At 75.1% G+C, this 15,238-nt stretch carries 12 protein-coding genes; 4 read left to right on the plus strand and 8 right to left on the minus strand.

Features of this window, described 5'->3' with window-relative positions:
• Nucleotides 1-37: 37 nt before the first annotated feature.
• The 6 genes from E9529_RS09995 to E9529_RS10020 all read right to left on the minus strand — a co-directional run bounded on the left by E9529_RS09995 (nucleotide 38) and on the right by E9529_RS10020 (nucleotide 8,595).
• Complete coding sequence (locus E9529_RS09995) at nucleotides 38-1,366, minus strand: polysaccharide pyruvyl transferase family protein (protein WP_236831005.1); 1,329 nt, start codon at nucleotides 1,364-1,366, stop codon at nucleotides 38-40.
• A gap of 198 nt (nucleotides 1,367-1,564) precedes the next feature.
• On the minus strand, nucleotides 1,565-4,525 hold the full coding sequence (locus E9529_RS10000) for an AAA family ATPase (protein ID WP_236831006.1): 2,961 nt from the start codon (nucleotides 4,523-4,525) through the stop codon (nucleotides 1,565-1,567).
• A complete protein-coding gene (locus tag E9529_RS10005; protein WP_236831007.1) occupies nucleotides 4,522-5,670 on the minus strand; it encodes an exonuclease SbcCD subunit D in 1,149 nt (382 codons plus the stop codon). The genes E9529_RS10000 and E9529_RS10005 overlap by 4 nt, the downstream gene beginning before the upstream one ends.
• Nucleotides 5,671-5,749: 79 nt before the next feature.
• Nucleotides 5,750-6,325: a PH domain-containing protein gene (locus tag E9529_RS10010; RefSeq protein ID WP_236831008.1), complete on the minus strand. Its 576-nt coding sequence runs from the start codon at nucleotides 6,323-6,325 to the stop codon at nucleotides 5,750-5,752.
• Between the two features lie 55 nt (nucleotides 6,326-6,380).
• A complete protein-coding gene (locus tag E9529_RS10015) occupies nucleotides 6,381-7,628 on the minus strand; it encodes an acyltransferase (RefSeq protein WP_236831009.1) in 1,248 nt (415 codons plus the stop codon).
• Nucleotides 7,629-7,752: 124 nt separating this feature from the next.
• Entirely contained in the window at nucleotides 7,753-8,595 is an 843-nt protein-coding gene (locus E9529_RS10020; protein ID WP_236831010.1) for a biotin--[acetyl-CoA-carboxylase] ligase, read from the minus strand.
• Between the two features lie 98 nt (nucleotides 8,596-8,693).
• Between E9529_RS10020 and E9529_RS10025 the strand changes: the two genes are divergently transcribed.
• The 4 genes from E9529_RS10025 to E9529_RS10040 all read left to right on the plus strand — a co-directional run bounded on the left by E9529_RS10025 (nucleotide 8,694) and on the right by E9529_RS10040 (nucleotide 13,094).
• Nucleotides 8,694-10,322, plus strand: coding sequence for an acyl-CoA carboxylase subunit beta (locus E9529_RS10025; protein ID WP_236831011.1), 1,629 nt, complete (start codon nucleotides 8,694-8,696; stop codon nucleotides 10,320-10,322).
• A 137-nt stretch (nucleotides 10,323-10,459) separates the two neighbouring features.
• Nucleotides 10,460-10,645: an acyl-CoA carboxylase subunit epsilon gene (locus tag E9529_RS10030; protein ID WP_236831012.1), complete on the plus strand. Its 186-nt coding sequence runs from the start codon at nucleotides 10,460-10,462 to the stop codon at nucleotides 10,643-10,645.
• Nucleotides 10,642-11,250 carry a nucleoside triphosphate pyrophosphatase gene (locus tag E9529_RS10035; RefSeq protein ID WP_236831013.1) on the plus strand — a complete coding sequence of 203 codons (609 nt, stop codon included), beginning with the start codon at nucleotides 10,642-10,644 and terminating at the stop codon, nucleotides 11,248-11,250. Before E9529_RS10030 ends, E9529_RS10035 begins: the two co-directional genes overlap by 4 nt.
• An 80-nt stretch (nucleotides 11,251-11,330) precedes the next feature.
• Nucleotides 11,331-13,094, plus strand: a complete 1,764-nt coding sequence (locus tag E9529_RS10040; RefSeq protein WP_236831014.1) for an acetyl/propionyl/methylcrotonyl-CoA carboxylase subunit alpha — start codon at nucleotides 11,331-11,333, stop codon at nucleotides 13,092-13,094.
• Between the two features lie 67 nt (nucleotides 13,095-13,161).
• Here the strand turns inward: E9529_RS10040 and E9529_RS10045 are convergent, their stop codons facing one another.
• Nucleotides 13,162-13,713 carry a hypothetical protein gene (locus tag E9529_RS10045; protein ID WP_308195273.1) on the minus strand — a complete coding sequence of 184 codons (552 nt, stop codon included), beginning with the start codon at nucleotides 13,711-13,713 and terminating at the stop codon, nucleotides 13,162-13,164.
• Nucleotides 13,698-15,182, minus strand: coding sequence for a reprolysin-like metallopeptidase (locus E9529_RS10055; protein ID WP_236831015.1), 1,485 nt, complete (start codon nucleotides 15,180-15,182; stop codon nucleotides 13,698-13,700). The genes E9529_RS10045 and E9529_RS10055 overlap by 16 nt, the downstream gene beginning before the upstream one ends.
• Between the last annotated feature and the right edge of the window lie 56 nt (nucleotides 15,183-15,238).

Here is a 15,238-nt window from a genome sequence, read left to right on the forward strand (position 1 = left end):
TGCCCGTCCGACGAGACGACTCCGGGAGGGAGTGCGGTCACTCCCGCCGGCCGTCGGTCCCGGCATCCGGGTCGGCCTGCCGCTCACCGGCCTGTCCGGCTCCCCGCGAGCCGGCCGCGCCGTAGAAGCGGTCGATGAACGCGCCCTTGCGGGCGGCGACCGCGGCCCCGTTCCGGCGGAACAGCTCGTGCCCGGCCTCGTCCGCCTGCTGGACGCCGTCGGCGGACTCGAGCACCCACGGGCTGCCGGCCGCGAGCAGGGAGGCGTGCTTCACGGAGTAGAAGTCCGGGAGGACGTCCAGCGCCACCCCGTCGGCACCGGCCCGCGCCGCCACCATGTGCGGGTGGAACCGGGAGGACAGCCACTGCTGACCGGGCCGGGCCGGCAGCCCCCGATCCACGACCTCCGTCCACGAGACGAAGGCCATCTCGGGCACGAGCGCGTACAGGCGATCGAAGACCGCGCGGTCGGCACGGGGCACGCACTCGACGACTGCGATGCGCGACGGGTCGACCTCCCAGGACCGGATCGCCTCGAGAGCCCGCAGCGACATGGCCTCGACCGACAGCTCCGCGATGTCGTTCTGCAGGCACAAGAGCCCGTCGAACGCGGCAGCCCGCTCCTCGTCGACGAGGTCGGCGATGTCGGCCAACCACAGGTCGTCCCCGCTCACCGCGTCCGGCCGGCCGGCGGCTGCCGCGCTCTCGCCGTCCCGGAAGTCGACGAACTCGACGTCCCGGAGCAGGGACGAGACCAGCGTCCTGCTCGACGGGGACAGCGGCATCAGTCCGGCGCCGGTCAGCGCGACCGGCGTTCCCCGGCGGGACAGCCAGGCGAGCGCCGCCAGGACCCCGACCCGACGGGGCCACAGATCGTTGACGTACCCGCCACCCAGGACGTGCACGGACGCGGCGCGGTTCAGCAGTTGCAGGCCGGGGATCCAGTTCGGGGCGCGACCATGGTCCGTGAGCGCCGAGGTGACGAACCCGACCGTGTCCCACATGTCCTCGTTGGGCGCCTCCCAGCACAGCCGCCACACGGTGTCGACGCAGCGCAGGCGGGGGTGCTCGTTCCAGAGCAGCGCCTGCGCCCCGGAGGGGTGAGGCGTGTCGAGCACGACATCAGCGTCGGGGAACCGGGCCGCCATCTGGCGAAGCCAGGTCCGGGTGAGGATCTCGTCGCCGTAGTTGGGAGCGCCGGCCACGCTGATCAGGTAACGGACCTCCCGATCCGTGCCACCGCCTGGGTGCTCCGCCGGGTCCGCGGCCGCGTCGGGGCCAGCGGCGGACGACTCGTCGACGGTGATGCCGGGCTCCTGCTCCTCGGTCGCCCCCCGGCGGAGGGACGGCACGATGCGGCGCCTCATGCTCTGGCCCAGACGGTGGTCAAAGATGGCTACTCCAGGTCTAGTCGCGACTGCGGTACCGGTCCCGCCGAGGACGGTGGAGCCCGCGGGATCACACCGCTGAGGAACTCGAAAGACGTGCCGAAGGCCGACCGTACCCGAGGTGGCTCAGCTCGCTGCGGCTCTCCGCGACGCCGCCGGGCGCTGCGCAGCACGCGCTCAGCCGGCCAGCCGTGAGCCGTTGCGCCCGGCGACCACCTCCAGCCGCGTGGGGATGCGGGTGCGCAGCTCCTCGAGGTGGCTGATGACACCGACCGTCCGACCGCCGCGGCGGAGCTCGTCCAGCACCGTCATCACCGCGTCGAGCGCCTGGGCGTCGAGGGTGCCGAACCCCTCGTCCACGAACAGGGTGTCGATGCGGACGCCGCCGGTCTCGGCGGTGACCACGTCGGCGAGCCCCAGGGCCAGGGCGAGCGAGGCCATGAAGCTCTCCCCGCCCGACAGCGTCTTGGTGGGCCGGCGCGACCCGGTGTACTCGTCGAAGACGTCCAGCCCCAGGCCGCCGCGGGCGCCGTGCCGGCCCTGCGCGTCGCTGTGCAGGAAGGTGTAGCGGCCGCCCGACATGTCCAGCAGCCGCCGGCTGGCCACCTCGGCGACCTGCTCCAGGCGTGCGGCCAGCACGAACGACTGCAGCCGCATGCGGCGCGCGTTGGCCCCCCGGCCGTGCGCGAGGTCGGCCAGCGCGGTGACCTGGTCGCTCCAGGCGCGCAGCTCGGCCAGGGTGAGCTCGGCGGCGCTGACCCGGCCCACGAGCTCCTCCAGCGACCCCGTGCAGCGGCGCGCCTGCTCCAGCTCGGCGACCGCCGCCTCCCGCCGGCGGGTGCCACCGGCGCAGCGCGCCTCGAGCGCCGACAGGTCCGGCGGCGCGGGGAGGCCGGCGAGCTCCGGGTCGGCCAGCTGGGCGCGCACGACGACCACCCGCTGGTCGTGCCCGTCGAGCCGGCGGTCCAGCTCGACCAGGCGGCCCGGGCCGGGCAGCGCCGACCCTGCGGCGTGGACGTCCTCGAACCCGGCGGCCACGGCCCGTTCCTCTGCCGCCCGGCGGGCCGCGTCCGCCTCGGCGCGGGCCCGCAGCTCCTCGGCCTCGGCGGCGACCACCGCCTCGCAGGCGGCCGCGGCCGCCGAGAGCCGGGTGACCCGGGTGGCGAGGTCGGCGTCCTCCCCCCGCGCCTCCGCGAGCCGCGCGGTGAGCTCCGCGAGGCCGGTGGTCAGCGCGTCGTGCTCGGCCGTCCGGGCGCGCAGCTCCTCACGGTCGGCGCCCAGGCGGGTGACCGCCTCCTCCCGCCGGCCGACCAGCTCGCGCAGGCGGGCCTCGGCCGGGGCGAGCCCCGCCGCCAGGCCGCTCGCGGCGCGCACCGCAGCGGTCAGCTCCGCCACGCGGACCGCCTGCTCCTCGGGCGGCAGCTCGCCGGCGCGCGCCCGCAGGCCGGCGAGCTCGCGCTCCGCGGCCTCCAGCCGGCCCGTCGCCGCGGTGAGCGCCGTCTCCGCGGCATCGGCGAGGGCCCGGGCCGCGTCCTCGTCGGCGGCCGTGACCCGCTCGCCGCCGGGTGCGGCCGGGCGCGGGTGCTCGACGGCGCCGCAGACGGGGCAGTCGGCGCCGTCGGTGAGCCCCGCGGCGAGCTCGGCGGCCATGCCGTCCAGCCGCCGGGCGCGCAGGTCCAGCCACCGCTCGCGGGCGTCGGCGCGGGCGTCCCGCGCCGACGCGGCGCTCTCGCGCAGCGCGCGGAGCTCCTCGTCCAGCTCCGCCGCCCCCCGGCCGGCGACGAGCGCCGCCTCGGCCGACTCCAGCGACGCGCGCAGACCGGGCAGCTCCGCGGCGGCCGCCCGCGCCCGGGCCACCTCCTGCTCCTGCCCGGCCAGCTGCTCGGGGAGCGCGGCGACGTCCCGCTCCCCCGCCCGGCACCGCCCGGCCAGCTCATCGACCTGGCGGGCGAGCGCGGCGACGGACCGCTCCAGGGTGCGGGCGCGCTCCACCTCCGGGAGCAGGGCCCGGGCCCCGGCGGCCCCGTCGCGCAGCTCGCGCGCCACCAGCCCGTCGGCCGGGCGGCCGCCGGAGACCGGCTGCCACGCGGCGAGGGCGTCGGCCAGGCCTGCCGCGGCGCGGCCCGCCGCACGACCGGCCGCGTGCGCGGCGTCCAGCACGTCGCGCAGGGGCTCGGCCCGGCGACCGGCGTCGCGCTCGGCCCGCAGCGGGGCGAGCGCCGGCTCGCGCTGGTCGAGGTCGGCGAGCTCCGCCGCCGCCTGGGCCCGCCGGGCGTGCCGCGCGGCCAGCGCGCGGGCCCCGGCCAGCTCGGCGTCGGCGACGGCCACCTCGGCGGCGGCCGAGTCGGCGCGCGCGGCGGCCGACGCCAGCCGCGCCTGCGCGGTCGTCCGGACCTCGGTCACCCAGCGGAGCACGCCACCGCCGCCACCCGCGCCGACCAGCTCGGGGGCCAGCTCCTCGGGGACCTCGACGTCGGCGGCCTGGGCGACGCGGTCCAGCAGGCCGGCGAGCTGGTGGCGGGCGTCCTCGGTGCTCGCCCGGACCGCCGCCCGCTCCTCGGCGAGCCACTCCTCGGCGCGGGCGAAGCGGTCGACGTCGAACAGCGTGCGGAGCAGCTCCGTGCGGTGCTCCGGCTCGGCCCGCAGGAACCGCGCGAAGTCGCCCTGCGGCAGCAGCACCACCTGGCAGAACTGGTGCACGTCCAGCCCGAGCCGGCTGCGCAGGTGCTCGGAGCCCTCGTCGATGCGCGTGCTGACCGGCTCCCACCCGCCGTCGGTGAGCCGGGAGACCACCAGCTTGGCCTGCTCGGTGGCGAACCCCTCGCCGCGCTTCTTCGGCCGCTGCTGCTCGGGCCGCCGCACGACCCGCAGCCGCTCCTCCCCGAGGGTGAGCTCGCAGGTGACCTCGGTGCGGGTGGCGGCGTCGGCGTGGTCGCTGCGCAGCCGCTTCTCCTCACCGCGGGCACCGGGAACCCGCCCGTAGAGGGCGAAGACGACCCCGTCCAGCAGCGTGGTCTTGCCCGCGCCGGTCGGCCCCCACAGCAGGAAGAGCCCGTCGCGGCCCACCTCGTCGAGGTCGACCTCCACCGTGCCGGCGAAGGGGCCGAATGCGGTCAGGGACAGCCGGTGCAGCCTCATCGGGCCGCCTCCTCGCGGTCGGCCGCGCCCAGCGCCCGGGCCAGCAGCTCCCGCTCGGCCGCGCTGGCCGGGACACCGCGCACCGCGTCGACGAACTCGCCGGCGATCTCCAGGGCGCTGCGCCCCCGCATCCGCTCCTGGTAGCTGCCGCCCGCGGTCGCGGCCCCCGCGCCCGTCCAGTCCAGGTGCACGCAGTGCGGGAAGCGGGTCTGCAGCCGGCGCATGGGGTCGGCCGGCCGCGCCGGGTCGGTGAGCCGGGCGGAGACGAAGTGCTGCTCGGCCGCCTCGTGAGCCGGGTCGGCGAGCAGCTCGTCCAGCGTGCCGGTCAGCACGCTCAGCGGCCGCGGGGTGGGCAGCGGGACCGGGCGCACGCCGGCGAGCCCGGTGGCGTCGAGGTCGACCAACCAGGCCTGCTTCTCCTGCCCGGCCTCGCCGAAGGAGTAGGCCAGCGGTGAGCCGCTGTAGCGCATGCGCGGGGAGAGGGTCTGCGGGCGGTGCAGGTGCCCGAGCGCCACGTAGTCCACGCCGTCGAACACCGCACCGGGCACCAGGTCCACGCCGCCGACGCAGATGTCCCGCTCGCTGTCGCTGGCCACCCCGCCCCCGACGAAGGCGTGCGCGAGCACCACCGAGCGCGCGCCCGGCCGGAGGAACAGGTCGGCGCGCACCCGGTCCATCGCCTCGCGCAGCACCGCCTCGTGCCCGCGCGCCCCGGGTACCCCGAGCTCGTGCCGCGCCACCTCGGGCTCCAGGTACGGGATGCCGTAGACGGCCACCTCGCCGTGCTCGTCGGCCAGCAGGACCGGCTCGTCCAGCCGTGCCGTGGCCGCGCGCACGTGCAGGCCGGCCGCGCTCAGCAGGCCCGAGAAGGTGCCCAGCCGCCGGGCCGAGTCGTGGTTTCCGGGGGTGAGCACGACCCGCGCGCCGGTGCCCAGGAGCCGGCCGACGACCCGGTCGAGCACCGCCGTGGCGTCGGCGGAGGGCACGGCCCGGTCGTACACGTCACCGGCGACGACGACGACGTCCACCCGCTCGCTCGCGACGACGGCGGCCAGCCCGCCCAGCACCTCCTCCTGCTCAGCGAGCAGGTCGGTGCCGTGCAGGGTGCGGCCGATGTGCCAGTCGGAGGTGTGCAGCAGCCGCATGGGCGCAGAAGGTAGAGAGGGGGTCCGACAGAACCGCCGAGGCGCGCCGTGACGGACCCGTCACGTCGGGTCGCCCGGGTCAGAAGACCTCGGTGGAGCGCCAGCCGTCCTGCGGGGGCCGGCCGTCGTCACCGCGGATGTACCCGGCGTTCTCCCGCGCCCGCCGCTCGGCGTCCTCCTCGACCATGACGTTGAGGAGCTGCTGCACGCCGTCGCTGTCGGGGATCTGGTGCAGCACCGTGGGGCCGCCGTCGCCGGCGGTCTCGATGGTCAGCGTGCCCGAGTTGATGATCCGCTCCCACAGCGACTGGGTGTAGGAGACGTCGGTGATGCGGGACAGCCCGATGTCGCGCCCGCGGCGGGCCAGGATCCCCGCGCGGAACAGCAACCGGTGCGTCGTCACCACGTAGTGCGTCGTCCGCCAGCGGAGCAGGGGGACCACGACGAGGAACAGCAGCAGGACGGCGGCGGCGCACACGATCGCCAGCCGGTAGACCCCCTGCTGCCGCCCCGCGGGGACCAGGGCGGCGCCGAAGGACGCCGCCCCGACGACGAGCAGGAAGAACACGACCGGCCAGAAGACCGTCAGCCAGTGCGGGTGCAGGTGACGGACGACCTCTTCGTCGTCGGCGAGCAGCTTGTCCGGGTACGGCACAGGACCAGGATGACGCACCACGGCCCGGTTGCCGGGGTGCGGCGCGGCCCCCGGATCAGCCTGCCGCGTGGGCGTGGCGGCGCTGGTCGCCGGCCGGCCGGCGGGCCCCCGTCGCGGCGTCCTCGGCCGCCCGCGGGCCGAGCGCCCGCAGCCGCCGGCGCGCGGGTTCCTCGACCCGCGTGTACAGCAGGTGCGCCAGGACCAGCGCCAGCGGCACGGAGAGCACGTTCAGGACCGACCCGCCGATGCGCTCGGGACCCAGCGCGGGGACGGAGAGCATCACGGTCCACACCACCTCGAAGACGCAGTAGTGCACGAGGTACAGCGCGTAGGAGATCCGCCCGCCGTGCACCAGGACGCGATTGCCGAGGAGATCGGCGCCCCGCCCCCGGGCCAGGGCCAGGGCCCCGACCAGCGGTGGGAAGAGGATGACCACCACGCCCTGGAAGTCCCCTCCGGTCGCGAGGCCGTAGCGGTCGGCGACGTAGATGCCGACCACGACGAGGCCGCCGATCACCGCCGCGGCGCGTGCCGCCACCGGGCCCGACCGGGGGTTGCGGCCCAGCCGCTGGACGGCCAGGCAGGTGAGGGCGCCGGCGAGGAACCCGGCCGCGATGCGCGCGAGCCACTGGTAGGGGAAGCCTGCGGTCCCGGCCACGAGGTTGTGCACGACGAAGGGCGTCATGCACAGCAGGGCGAGGGAACCGGTGACGACCGCCGGCAGCCGCCGCATGCGCCACAGGACCAGGGCGAGCAGCGGGAAGGCGCAGTAGGCCAGCCACTCGGCGCTGACCGACCAGCCCGGGCCCACGTAGGAGGCGCCGGGGAAGTAGGGCCGGTGCCACTGCTGGACCATCAGCAGCTGCTCGACCAGGTGCGGGACGGACAGCTGCGGCTGCACCGACTGGAAGGAGGGGTTGTCGTCGAACCAGGCGCGGACCCACAGCCAGGCCCCGAACAGGACCGTCACGAAGGCGAAGGTCGGCCAGATCCGCGTGATGCGGGCCCAGAGGAAGACGTAGGACTTCCGCAGCCCGAAGCCCCGCCCCATGTGCGCGGTGTAGTTCAGCGCGATGACGAACCCGCTGAGCACGAAGAAGAGGTCGACCCCGAGCCACCCCGCCCGCACCAGCGGTGACAGCGGCTCCAGCAGCCCGGTGAAGGTCGGGCCCGGGGCGTAGCTCAGGTGCAGCGCCACGACGACGATCGAGGCGACGAAGCGCAACCCGGTGAGCGCTCGGATCTCACCCTTGAGCGGTGACGTCGGCTCCCGGCCGAGGTCGGGGATGTCGAGTCGGGGCATGCCGATGGGTGTCCGTTCGTGGGGGCGTCAGGTGGTGCATGACGTGCCGCGCGCGGCCTGCTCAGGAGCGGCCGGAGTCCTCACACCCGGATGAAGGTACCTGTCTGTAACGATTTGCGCACGATCAGCGCATGCGCACGTGTCGCACGTCACCGCTCGCCAGCTCGACCGTGCCGTCGGCCGAGTCGACGACCAGCCGGCCGTCCCAGTCGATCGCCCGCGCGGTGCCCACGAGCGCCGAGCCGTCCGGCATCGTCACCTCCACGGTGCTGCCCACCGTCGAGGACCACGCCAGGTAGTCGCGCGCCAGGCCCGAGACGACCGGATCGCCCAGCGCCTCGACCCAGCCGCGGTAGCGCCGCTCGAAGGCGCGCAGGAAGCCCAGGAGCACCGGGCCGCGGTCGACGGTCCCCCCGGTGACGACGGAGAGGGACGTCCCGGTCTCCGGGAGCTCCGCGGCGGAGGTCGAGACGTTGAGGCCGACCCCGACGACGACGGCCGGGCCGCCCGGCCGGGTCACCGCCTCGGCGAGGATGCCGGCGAGCTTCCGCCCGTCGCGCGCGAGCAGGTCGTTGGGCCACTTGACGGTGGCCAGCACGCCGGCCACCTCGCGCACCGACTCGGCCAGGGCCACGCCGGTCAGGAGCGGCAACCAGCCGCGCCGCGCCGCCGGCACGTCGGGGTGCAGCAGGAAGGACACGGTCAGGCCCGCCCGCGGCGGGGAGGCCCACGACCGGTCCAGCCGGCCGCGGCCGGTGACCTGGTGCTCGGCGACCAGGACGGTGCCCTCGGGGGCGTCGTCGGCCGCCGCGGCCGCGGCGAGGGCCGCGTTGGTCGACCCGATCTCCTCGACCACCTCGAGCGACCGCCACAGCGCGCTGCCGCTGGTCAGCGCCGACCCCAGGGCCGCCGCGTCGAGCCCGGGGCGTGTGAGATCCGACCATCGGGATGAAGGCGTGTCGGGCACTCCCTTACGCTACGGCCCGTGATCGGGACCGCCGGATCACGCCCGAGCACCGTGCCGCCACCGCGGCCGTCGAGCGCCAGCGAGGAGATCGAGACCGCGTGAGTGCCGCCGAACTGGAGAGCGCCGGGGAGCACGTCCCCGACGACGTCGACATCCACACGACCGCAGGGAAGCTCGCCGACTTCGAGCGGCGGGTGCAGGAGGCCGTCCACGCGGGCTCCGAGCGCGCCGTCGAGAAGCAGCACGCCGCGGGCAAGATGACCGCCCGCGAGCGGATCGAGGCGCTGCTGGACCCGGGCTCGTTCACCGAGTTCGACGAGTTCGCCCGGCACCGCTCGACCAACTTCGGCATGGCCGACAAGCGGCCCTTCGGCGACGGCGTCGTCACCGGCTACGGCACCGTCGACGGCCGGCCGGTGGCGATCTTCTCCCAGGACGTCACCGTCTTCGGCGGCAGCCTGGGCGAGGTCTACGGCGAGAAGATCGTCAAGGTCCAGGACTTCGCCATCAAGAACGGCTGCCCCGTCATCGGCATCAACGAGGGCGGCGGCGCGCGCATCCAGGAGGGCGTGGTCTCCCTCGGCCTCTACGGCGAGATCTTCCAGCGCAACGTGCACGCCTCCGGCGTCATCCCGCAGATCTCGCTGGTCATGGGGCCGGCCGCCGGTGGGCACGTGTACTCCCCCGCGCTCACCGACTTCATCGTCATGGTCGACAAGACCAGCCAGATGTTCATCACCGGCCCGGACGTCGTGAAGACCGTCACCGGTGAGGACGTCACGCTCGAGGAACTGGGCGGCGCGCGGACGCACAACACCAAGTCCGGCGTCGCGCACTACCTGGCCGAGGACGAGGACGACGCGCTCGACTACGTGAAGGCGCTGCTCTCCTACCTGCCGAGCAACAACCTCGACCCGCTGCCGGCCGTCGAGATGGCGCCGGTCGAGACCGTGCTGCCGGACGCGCTGACCGACGAGGACCGCGAGCTCGACACGTTCGTCCCCGATTCGGCGAACACCCCCTACGACATGCACACCGTCATCGAGCACGTCCTCGACGACGGCGAGTTCCTCGAGGTGCAGCCGCTGTTCGCACCGAACATCCTCATCGGCTTCGGCCGGGTCGAGGGCCGGCCGGTCGGCGTCGTGGCCAACCAGCCCACCCAGTTCGCCGGCACGCTGGACATCGACGCCAGCGAGAAGGCTGCCCGTTTCGTGCGCACCTGCGACGCGTTCAACATCCCGGTGCTCACCTTCGTCGACGTCCCCGGCTTCCTGCCCGGCACGTCGCAGGAGTGGGAGGGGATCATCCGGCGCGGCGCCAAGCTCATCTACGCCTACGCCGAGGCCACCGTCCCGAAGGTCACCGTCATCACCCGCAAGGCCTACGGCGGCGCCTACGACGTGATGGGTTCCAAGCACCTCGGGGCCGACGTCAACCTGGCCTGGCCGACCGCGCAGATCGCCGTGGTGGGTGCGCAGGGCGCGGTGGGCATCCTCTACCGCAAGGAGCTGGCCGCGGCCGAGGACCCCGACGCCAGGCGCGCCGAGCTCATCGCGGAGTACGAGGACACCCTCGCCAACCCCTACATCGCCGCTGACCGCGGGTACGTCGACGCGGTGATCCCGCCGTCGCACACCCGCGTGCAGGTGACCAAGGCGCTGCGGGTGCTGGCCAACAAGCGGCAGACCCTGCCGCCCAAGAAGCACGGGAACATCCCGCTGTGACATCGCGACCCTCCGGGCCGCACCGCGGCCAATTGCCGTCCCCCGACGGCGACGAGCGCGATCGTCACGCCTCCGCGGACCCCTCCGGGTCCCACTCGGCGCGACCGGACTACGACGACAGACCTCCCCTGCTGCGGGTGGTCAGGGGCGAGCCGACGGCGGAGGAGCTGGCGGCGCTCACCGTGGTCGTCGCCGCCCTGTCGCAGCCCCGCACCCGCCGCCGGGCCACCCCGGTCGGCGCCTGGGCGTCCTACGGCGACGCGCACCGCGGCGGGCTCCGCGCCGGCCCCGGTGGCTGGCGGGCCGCGGGGCGGTTCGCGTGACCGCGGAACGCCGGCTGGTCCTCGCCTCGGCGTCACCGGCCCGCCTCTCCCTCCTCCGGCAGGCCGGGCTGTCCCCCGAGGTCGTGGTCAGCGACGTCGACGAGTCGGCGCACCCGGCCCCGCGCGTGGCCGAGCAGGTCGCCGTCCTGGCGGCCGCCAAGGCCGCCGCGGTCGCCAAGCGCGAGACCGACGCGCTCGTCATCGGCGCGGACTCCCTGCTGGAGTTCGGCGGCAAGCCGCAGGGCAAGCCCGCGGACGCGGCCGAGGCCCGCGACCGCTGGCGCCGGATGGCCGGGCGCTCGGGCGTCCTGCACACCGGCCAGGCGCTGTTCGACGTCCGGGACGGCGCGGTCGTCAGCCGGGACATCGCAGTGGCCTCCACCGTCGTCTACTTCGCCGAGCCGACGCCGGCGGAGGTCGAGGCGTACCTCGCGACCGGGGAGCCGCTGGCGGTGGCGGGCGCGTTCACCCTCGACGGGCTCGGTGCACCCTTCGTGCGCCGCGTCGAGGGCGACCCGGCCGCCGTGGTGGGGCTGTCCCTGACGGTCCTGCGGACCCAGCTGGGCAAGCGCGGCCTGACGATCACCGACCTCTGGCGCCGCTGAGCGCCCCGCCCGATCCACCGCCGCGCCCGGCGCGGAACCCGACAAGAGTTCGACCGGCCCACAGAAGAGGGAGAGCACCGGTGCAGAAGGTCCTCATCGCCAACCGCGGCGAGATCGCGGTCCGCGTTGCCCGCGCCTGCAAGGACGCGGGTCTGACCAGCGTGGCGGTCTACGCCGAACCCGACCGGGACGCGCTGCACGTGCGCGTCGCCGACGAGGCGTTCGCCCTGGGCGGCACGACGCCCGGTGACTCCTACCTGGTGATCGACAAGATCCTCGACGCGGCGAAGCAGTCCGGCGCCGACGCCATCCACCCCGGCTACGGCTTCCTGTCGGAGAACGCCGACTTCGCCCAGGCGGTGATCGACGCCGGGCTGACCTGGATCGGCCCCTCCCCGCAGGCGATCATCGACCTCGGCGACAAGGTCGCCGCGCGGCACATCGCCACCAAGGCCGGCGCCCCCCTGGTCCCCGGCACCAAGGACCCGGTCGGTGGCGCCGACGAGGTCGTGGCCTTCGCCGAGGAGCACGGGCTGCCGGTGGCGATCAAGGCCGCCTTCGGTGGTGGCGGTCGCGGCCTCAAGGTCGCCCGCACCATGGAGGAGATCCCCGAGCTGTTCGACTCCGCCGTCCGCGAGGCCGTCGCCGCCTTCGGCCGCGGCGAGTGCTTCGTCGAGCGGTTCCTGGACAAGCCCCGGCACGTCGAGGCCCAGGTGCTCGCCGACACCCACGGCAACGTGATCGTCGTCGGCACCCGCGACTGCTCGCTCCAGCGGCGCAACCAGAAGCTGGTCGAGGAGGCGCCGGCGCCCTTCCTCACCGACGAGCAGCGGGCCCGCATCCACGAGTCGGCCAAGGCGATCTGCAAGGAGGCCGGCTACCACGGCGCCGGCACCGTCGAGTACCTCGTCGGCACCGACGGCTCGATCTCCTTCCTCGAGGTCAACACCCGCCTCCAGGTCGAGCACCCGGTGTCGGAGGAGACCAGCGGCATCGACCTGGTCCGCCAGCAGTTCCGCATCGCCGAGGGCCTCCCGCTGGAGATCACCGAGGACCCGGCGCCCCGCGGGCACAGCATCGAGTTCCGCATCAACGCCGAGGACGCCGGGCGGAACTTCATGCCCGCGCCCGGCCCGGTGGAGCGGCTGGAGATCCCGCAGGGGCCCGGCGTGCGCTGGGACTCCGGCGTCGAGACCGGCGGCGAGGTGGCCGGTGCGTTCGACTCGATGCTGGCCAAGCTCATCGTCACCGGGGCCACCCGCGAGGAGGCGCTGCAGCGCGCCCGCCGCGCCCTGGACGAGCTCGTCGTCGAGGGCATGCCCACGGTCATCCCCTTCCACCGCGCCGTCGTCCGCGACGAGGCCTTCACCAGCGAGCCGTTCACCGTGCACACCCGCTGGATCGAGACCGAGTGGGACAACCAGGTCCAGCCCCACACCGCCGCCGCGGCCGGCCAGGACGAGGAGACGCCGCGGCAGACGGTCGTCGTCGAGGTCGGCGGCCGCCGGCTGGAGGTCTCGCTGCCCGCGGGCCTCGCCGCCGGTGGGGGTGCCGCGGCACCCGGCGCCGCGGCCAAGCCGCGCAAGCGGGGTTCCGGTCACGGTGGCTCGGCTGCGTCCGGCGACTCCCTCACCTCGCCGATGCAGGGCACCATCGTCAAGGTCGCCGTCGAGGAGGGCGCGACCGTCGAGGCCGGTGACCTGGTCGTCGTGCTCGAGGCGATGAAGATGGAGCAGCCGATCACCGCGCACAAGGGCGGCACGGTCACCGGGCTGTCGGCGGAGGTCGGCGCCTCGGTCACCAGCGGCGCGGTGATCTGCACCATCGCCGACGCCGCGGAGTAGCCCCAGCCGCACGGCGCGAGGGCCCGTCCCCCGGTCTCCGGGGGACGGGCCCTCGCGCCGTCCCGGATCAGGTGTGCAGCGTCCCACCCTGGAACCGCTGGTAGCACCCGGGGCGGTCCCGCAGGCACACGACGTCGGAGACCGGGTAGCCCAGCGAGCCCGCCTCGTACCCCAGGGCCGCCCACCTCCCCCACAGCGATCCCTCGACGATCCAGGCGCCGCTGGCGCCGGACCAGTAGACGCCCCCGCCCTGGTAGATCTGGTAGCAGCCGCCACCGCGCAACCCGCAGGTCACGTCGGTGGTCGGGTAGCCCAGCCGGCCGCCCTCGTACCCCATCGCCGCCCAGCGGTCCCAGAGGTAGCCGCTGACCGCCTTCGCCCCGGTGGCCGGCGACCAGTACAGCGCGCCACCCTGGTAGAGCTGGTAGCAGCCGCCGTCCTTCAGCCCGCAGCGCACGTCACCGGCCGGGTAGCCCAGCCACCCGCCCTCGTAGCCCAGCGACGCCCACCGCGACCACAAGAAGCCGCTGACCGCCTTCGCCCCGGTCGCCGGCGACCAGTACAGCGCCCCACCCTGGAACACCTGGTAGCAGCCGCCGTCCTTCAGCCCGCAGCGCACTCGGAGAGGGCGGCTCCGAGCCGGCCACCCTCGCCGCCCAGCGCCGCGTACCGCATCGCGATCGGGCTGTCAGCGGCCGGCCCGTCGGCCGCCGTGCGCACGGTGACGGTCGCCCCCGTCGAGGAGGCGCCGGTGACGTCGACGACGAGCCCCTCGCCGAGGTGCATCCGGCCGCCGACCGGCAGGACCGTCCCCTGGTCGGTGCCCCACCCGGCCTGCGCCGAGGGGGTGCCGTCCAGCAGCTGCGAGGTGTCGCTGTTCGGCCCGGGACCGTCGCGGCGCACGAGGACCCCCGGCTGCAGGCCGTAGTTGGCCCCGGGGTCGGACAGCCAGGTGTCGCGGCCCGTGGCGGTCCGGTACTCGACCCAGTACCGGGTGGTGCTCGTGGTCAGCGCGAGCACGCGCAGCCCGCTGCGGCCGCCCATCGGGGCCAGCGTGACGGTGCCGCCGGTGCCGGTGGCGGAGACCGAGCGCTGCGCCGCCGACGGCAGCAGGCCCAGGCGGGCGGCGTTCGTGGCGTTCAGCGTGCCGACCTGGTGCCAGGAGATGCCCATGACGTCGTACATGTCGTCGTACTCGACGATCCGGCACGGCGCGGTCTCGGGCGTGCCGTCGCACTGGACCGCCGACGAGTGCCCGAGACCGAAGTTGTGCCCCAGCTCGTGGGCGAGCACCGAGGTGGTGGTGTCCTGCACGTACACCCTGCCGCCGCTGCCGATGCCCGACCCGATCGTGCCCAGGCCGTAACCGCAGCCGGGGGTACCGGACGGCACGTAGAGCACCAGGTGCTTGCCCGTCCCGGCCGTCCAGCCGACCGCGTTGCCCGCCTCCTTCCACAGCTCGAAGGGGGTGGCGCAGCCGGCCGTCGTGGCGATCCAGTCGTGGCTGCCGGTGACCGCCACGGTGACCGCGCCGTCGCTCTGCTCCTGCCAGAACTGCCGCACCGGGCCGTCGACGGCGGCGACGACGTCGGCCAGCACCCGGCCGTCGCGCGGCGCACCGCCGGGCTGCACCATCACCACGGTCACCCCGTTGGTGTGCGGCACGGTGGTCGCGGCGGGCTCCGCCGGGGCGACGACCTCGGCGGTGACCACCTCGCGGGCCGGCTCGAGCCCCTGCTCCACGGTGGCCTCGTCCCGGACCTCGCCACCGACGGTCACCTCGACGGTGGCGCCCGTCTCGATGCCGCCCACGTCCTCGGTGGGTACGCGGACCGCCTCGCCGTCGGGGACGTCGATCCAGCTCAGCAGCCCCGGCCCCTCGGTCGCGTGCTCGTCGCCGTCCCCGTGCGCGTCGTGCGGCCCCGGGTCCGTGTAGGCCTGGACGAGCTCGCCGACGATCGTCGAGCCGGCGGGTGCGACGTCGTCCTGCGCCTGCGACGCCGGTGCGGCGAGCACGGTGAGGGTCACCGCCCCCGCGGCGACCAGGACGGACGCCCGCAGGGGTCGGGAACGGGGGGTGAGGCGCACGTGCTCTCCTGGGCCGAGGGGACTACCCCAGTGCATCGGCCGGAGCCGGGCGGAAC

This window comes from Blastococcus sp. KM273128 (assembly GCF_021698975.1).
Lineage (GTDB): Bacteria > Actinomycetota > Actinomycetes > Mycobacteriales > Geodermatophilaceae > Blastococcus.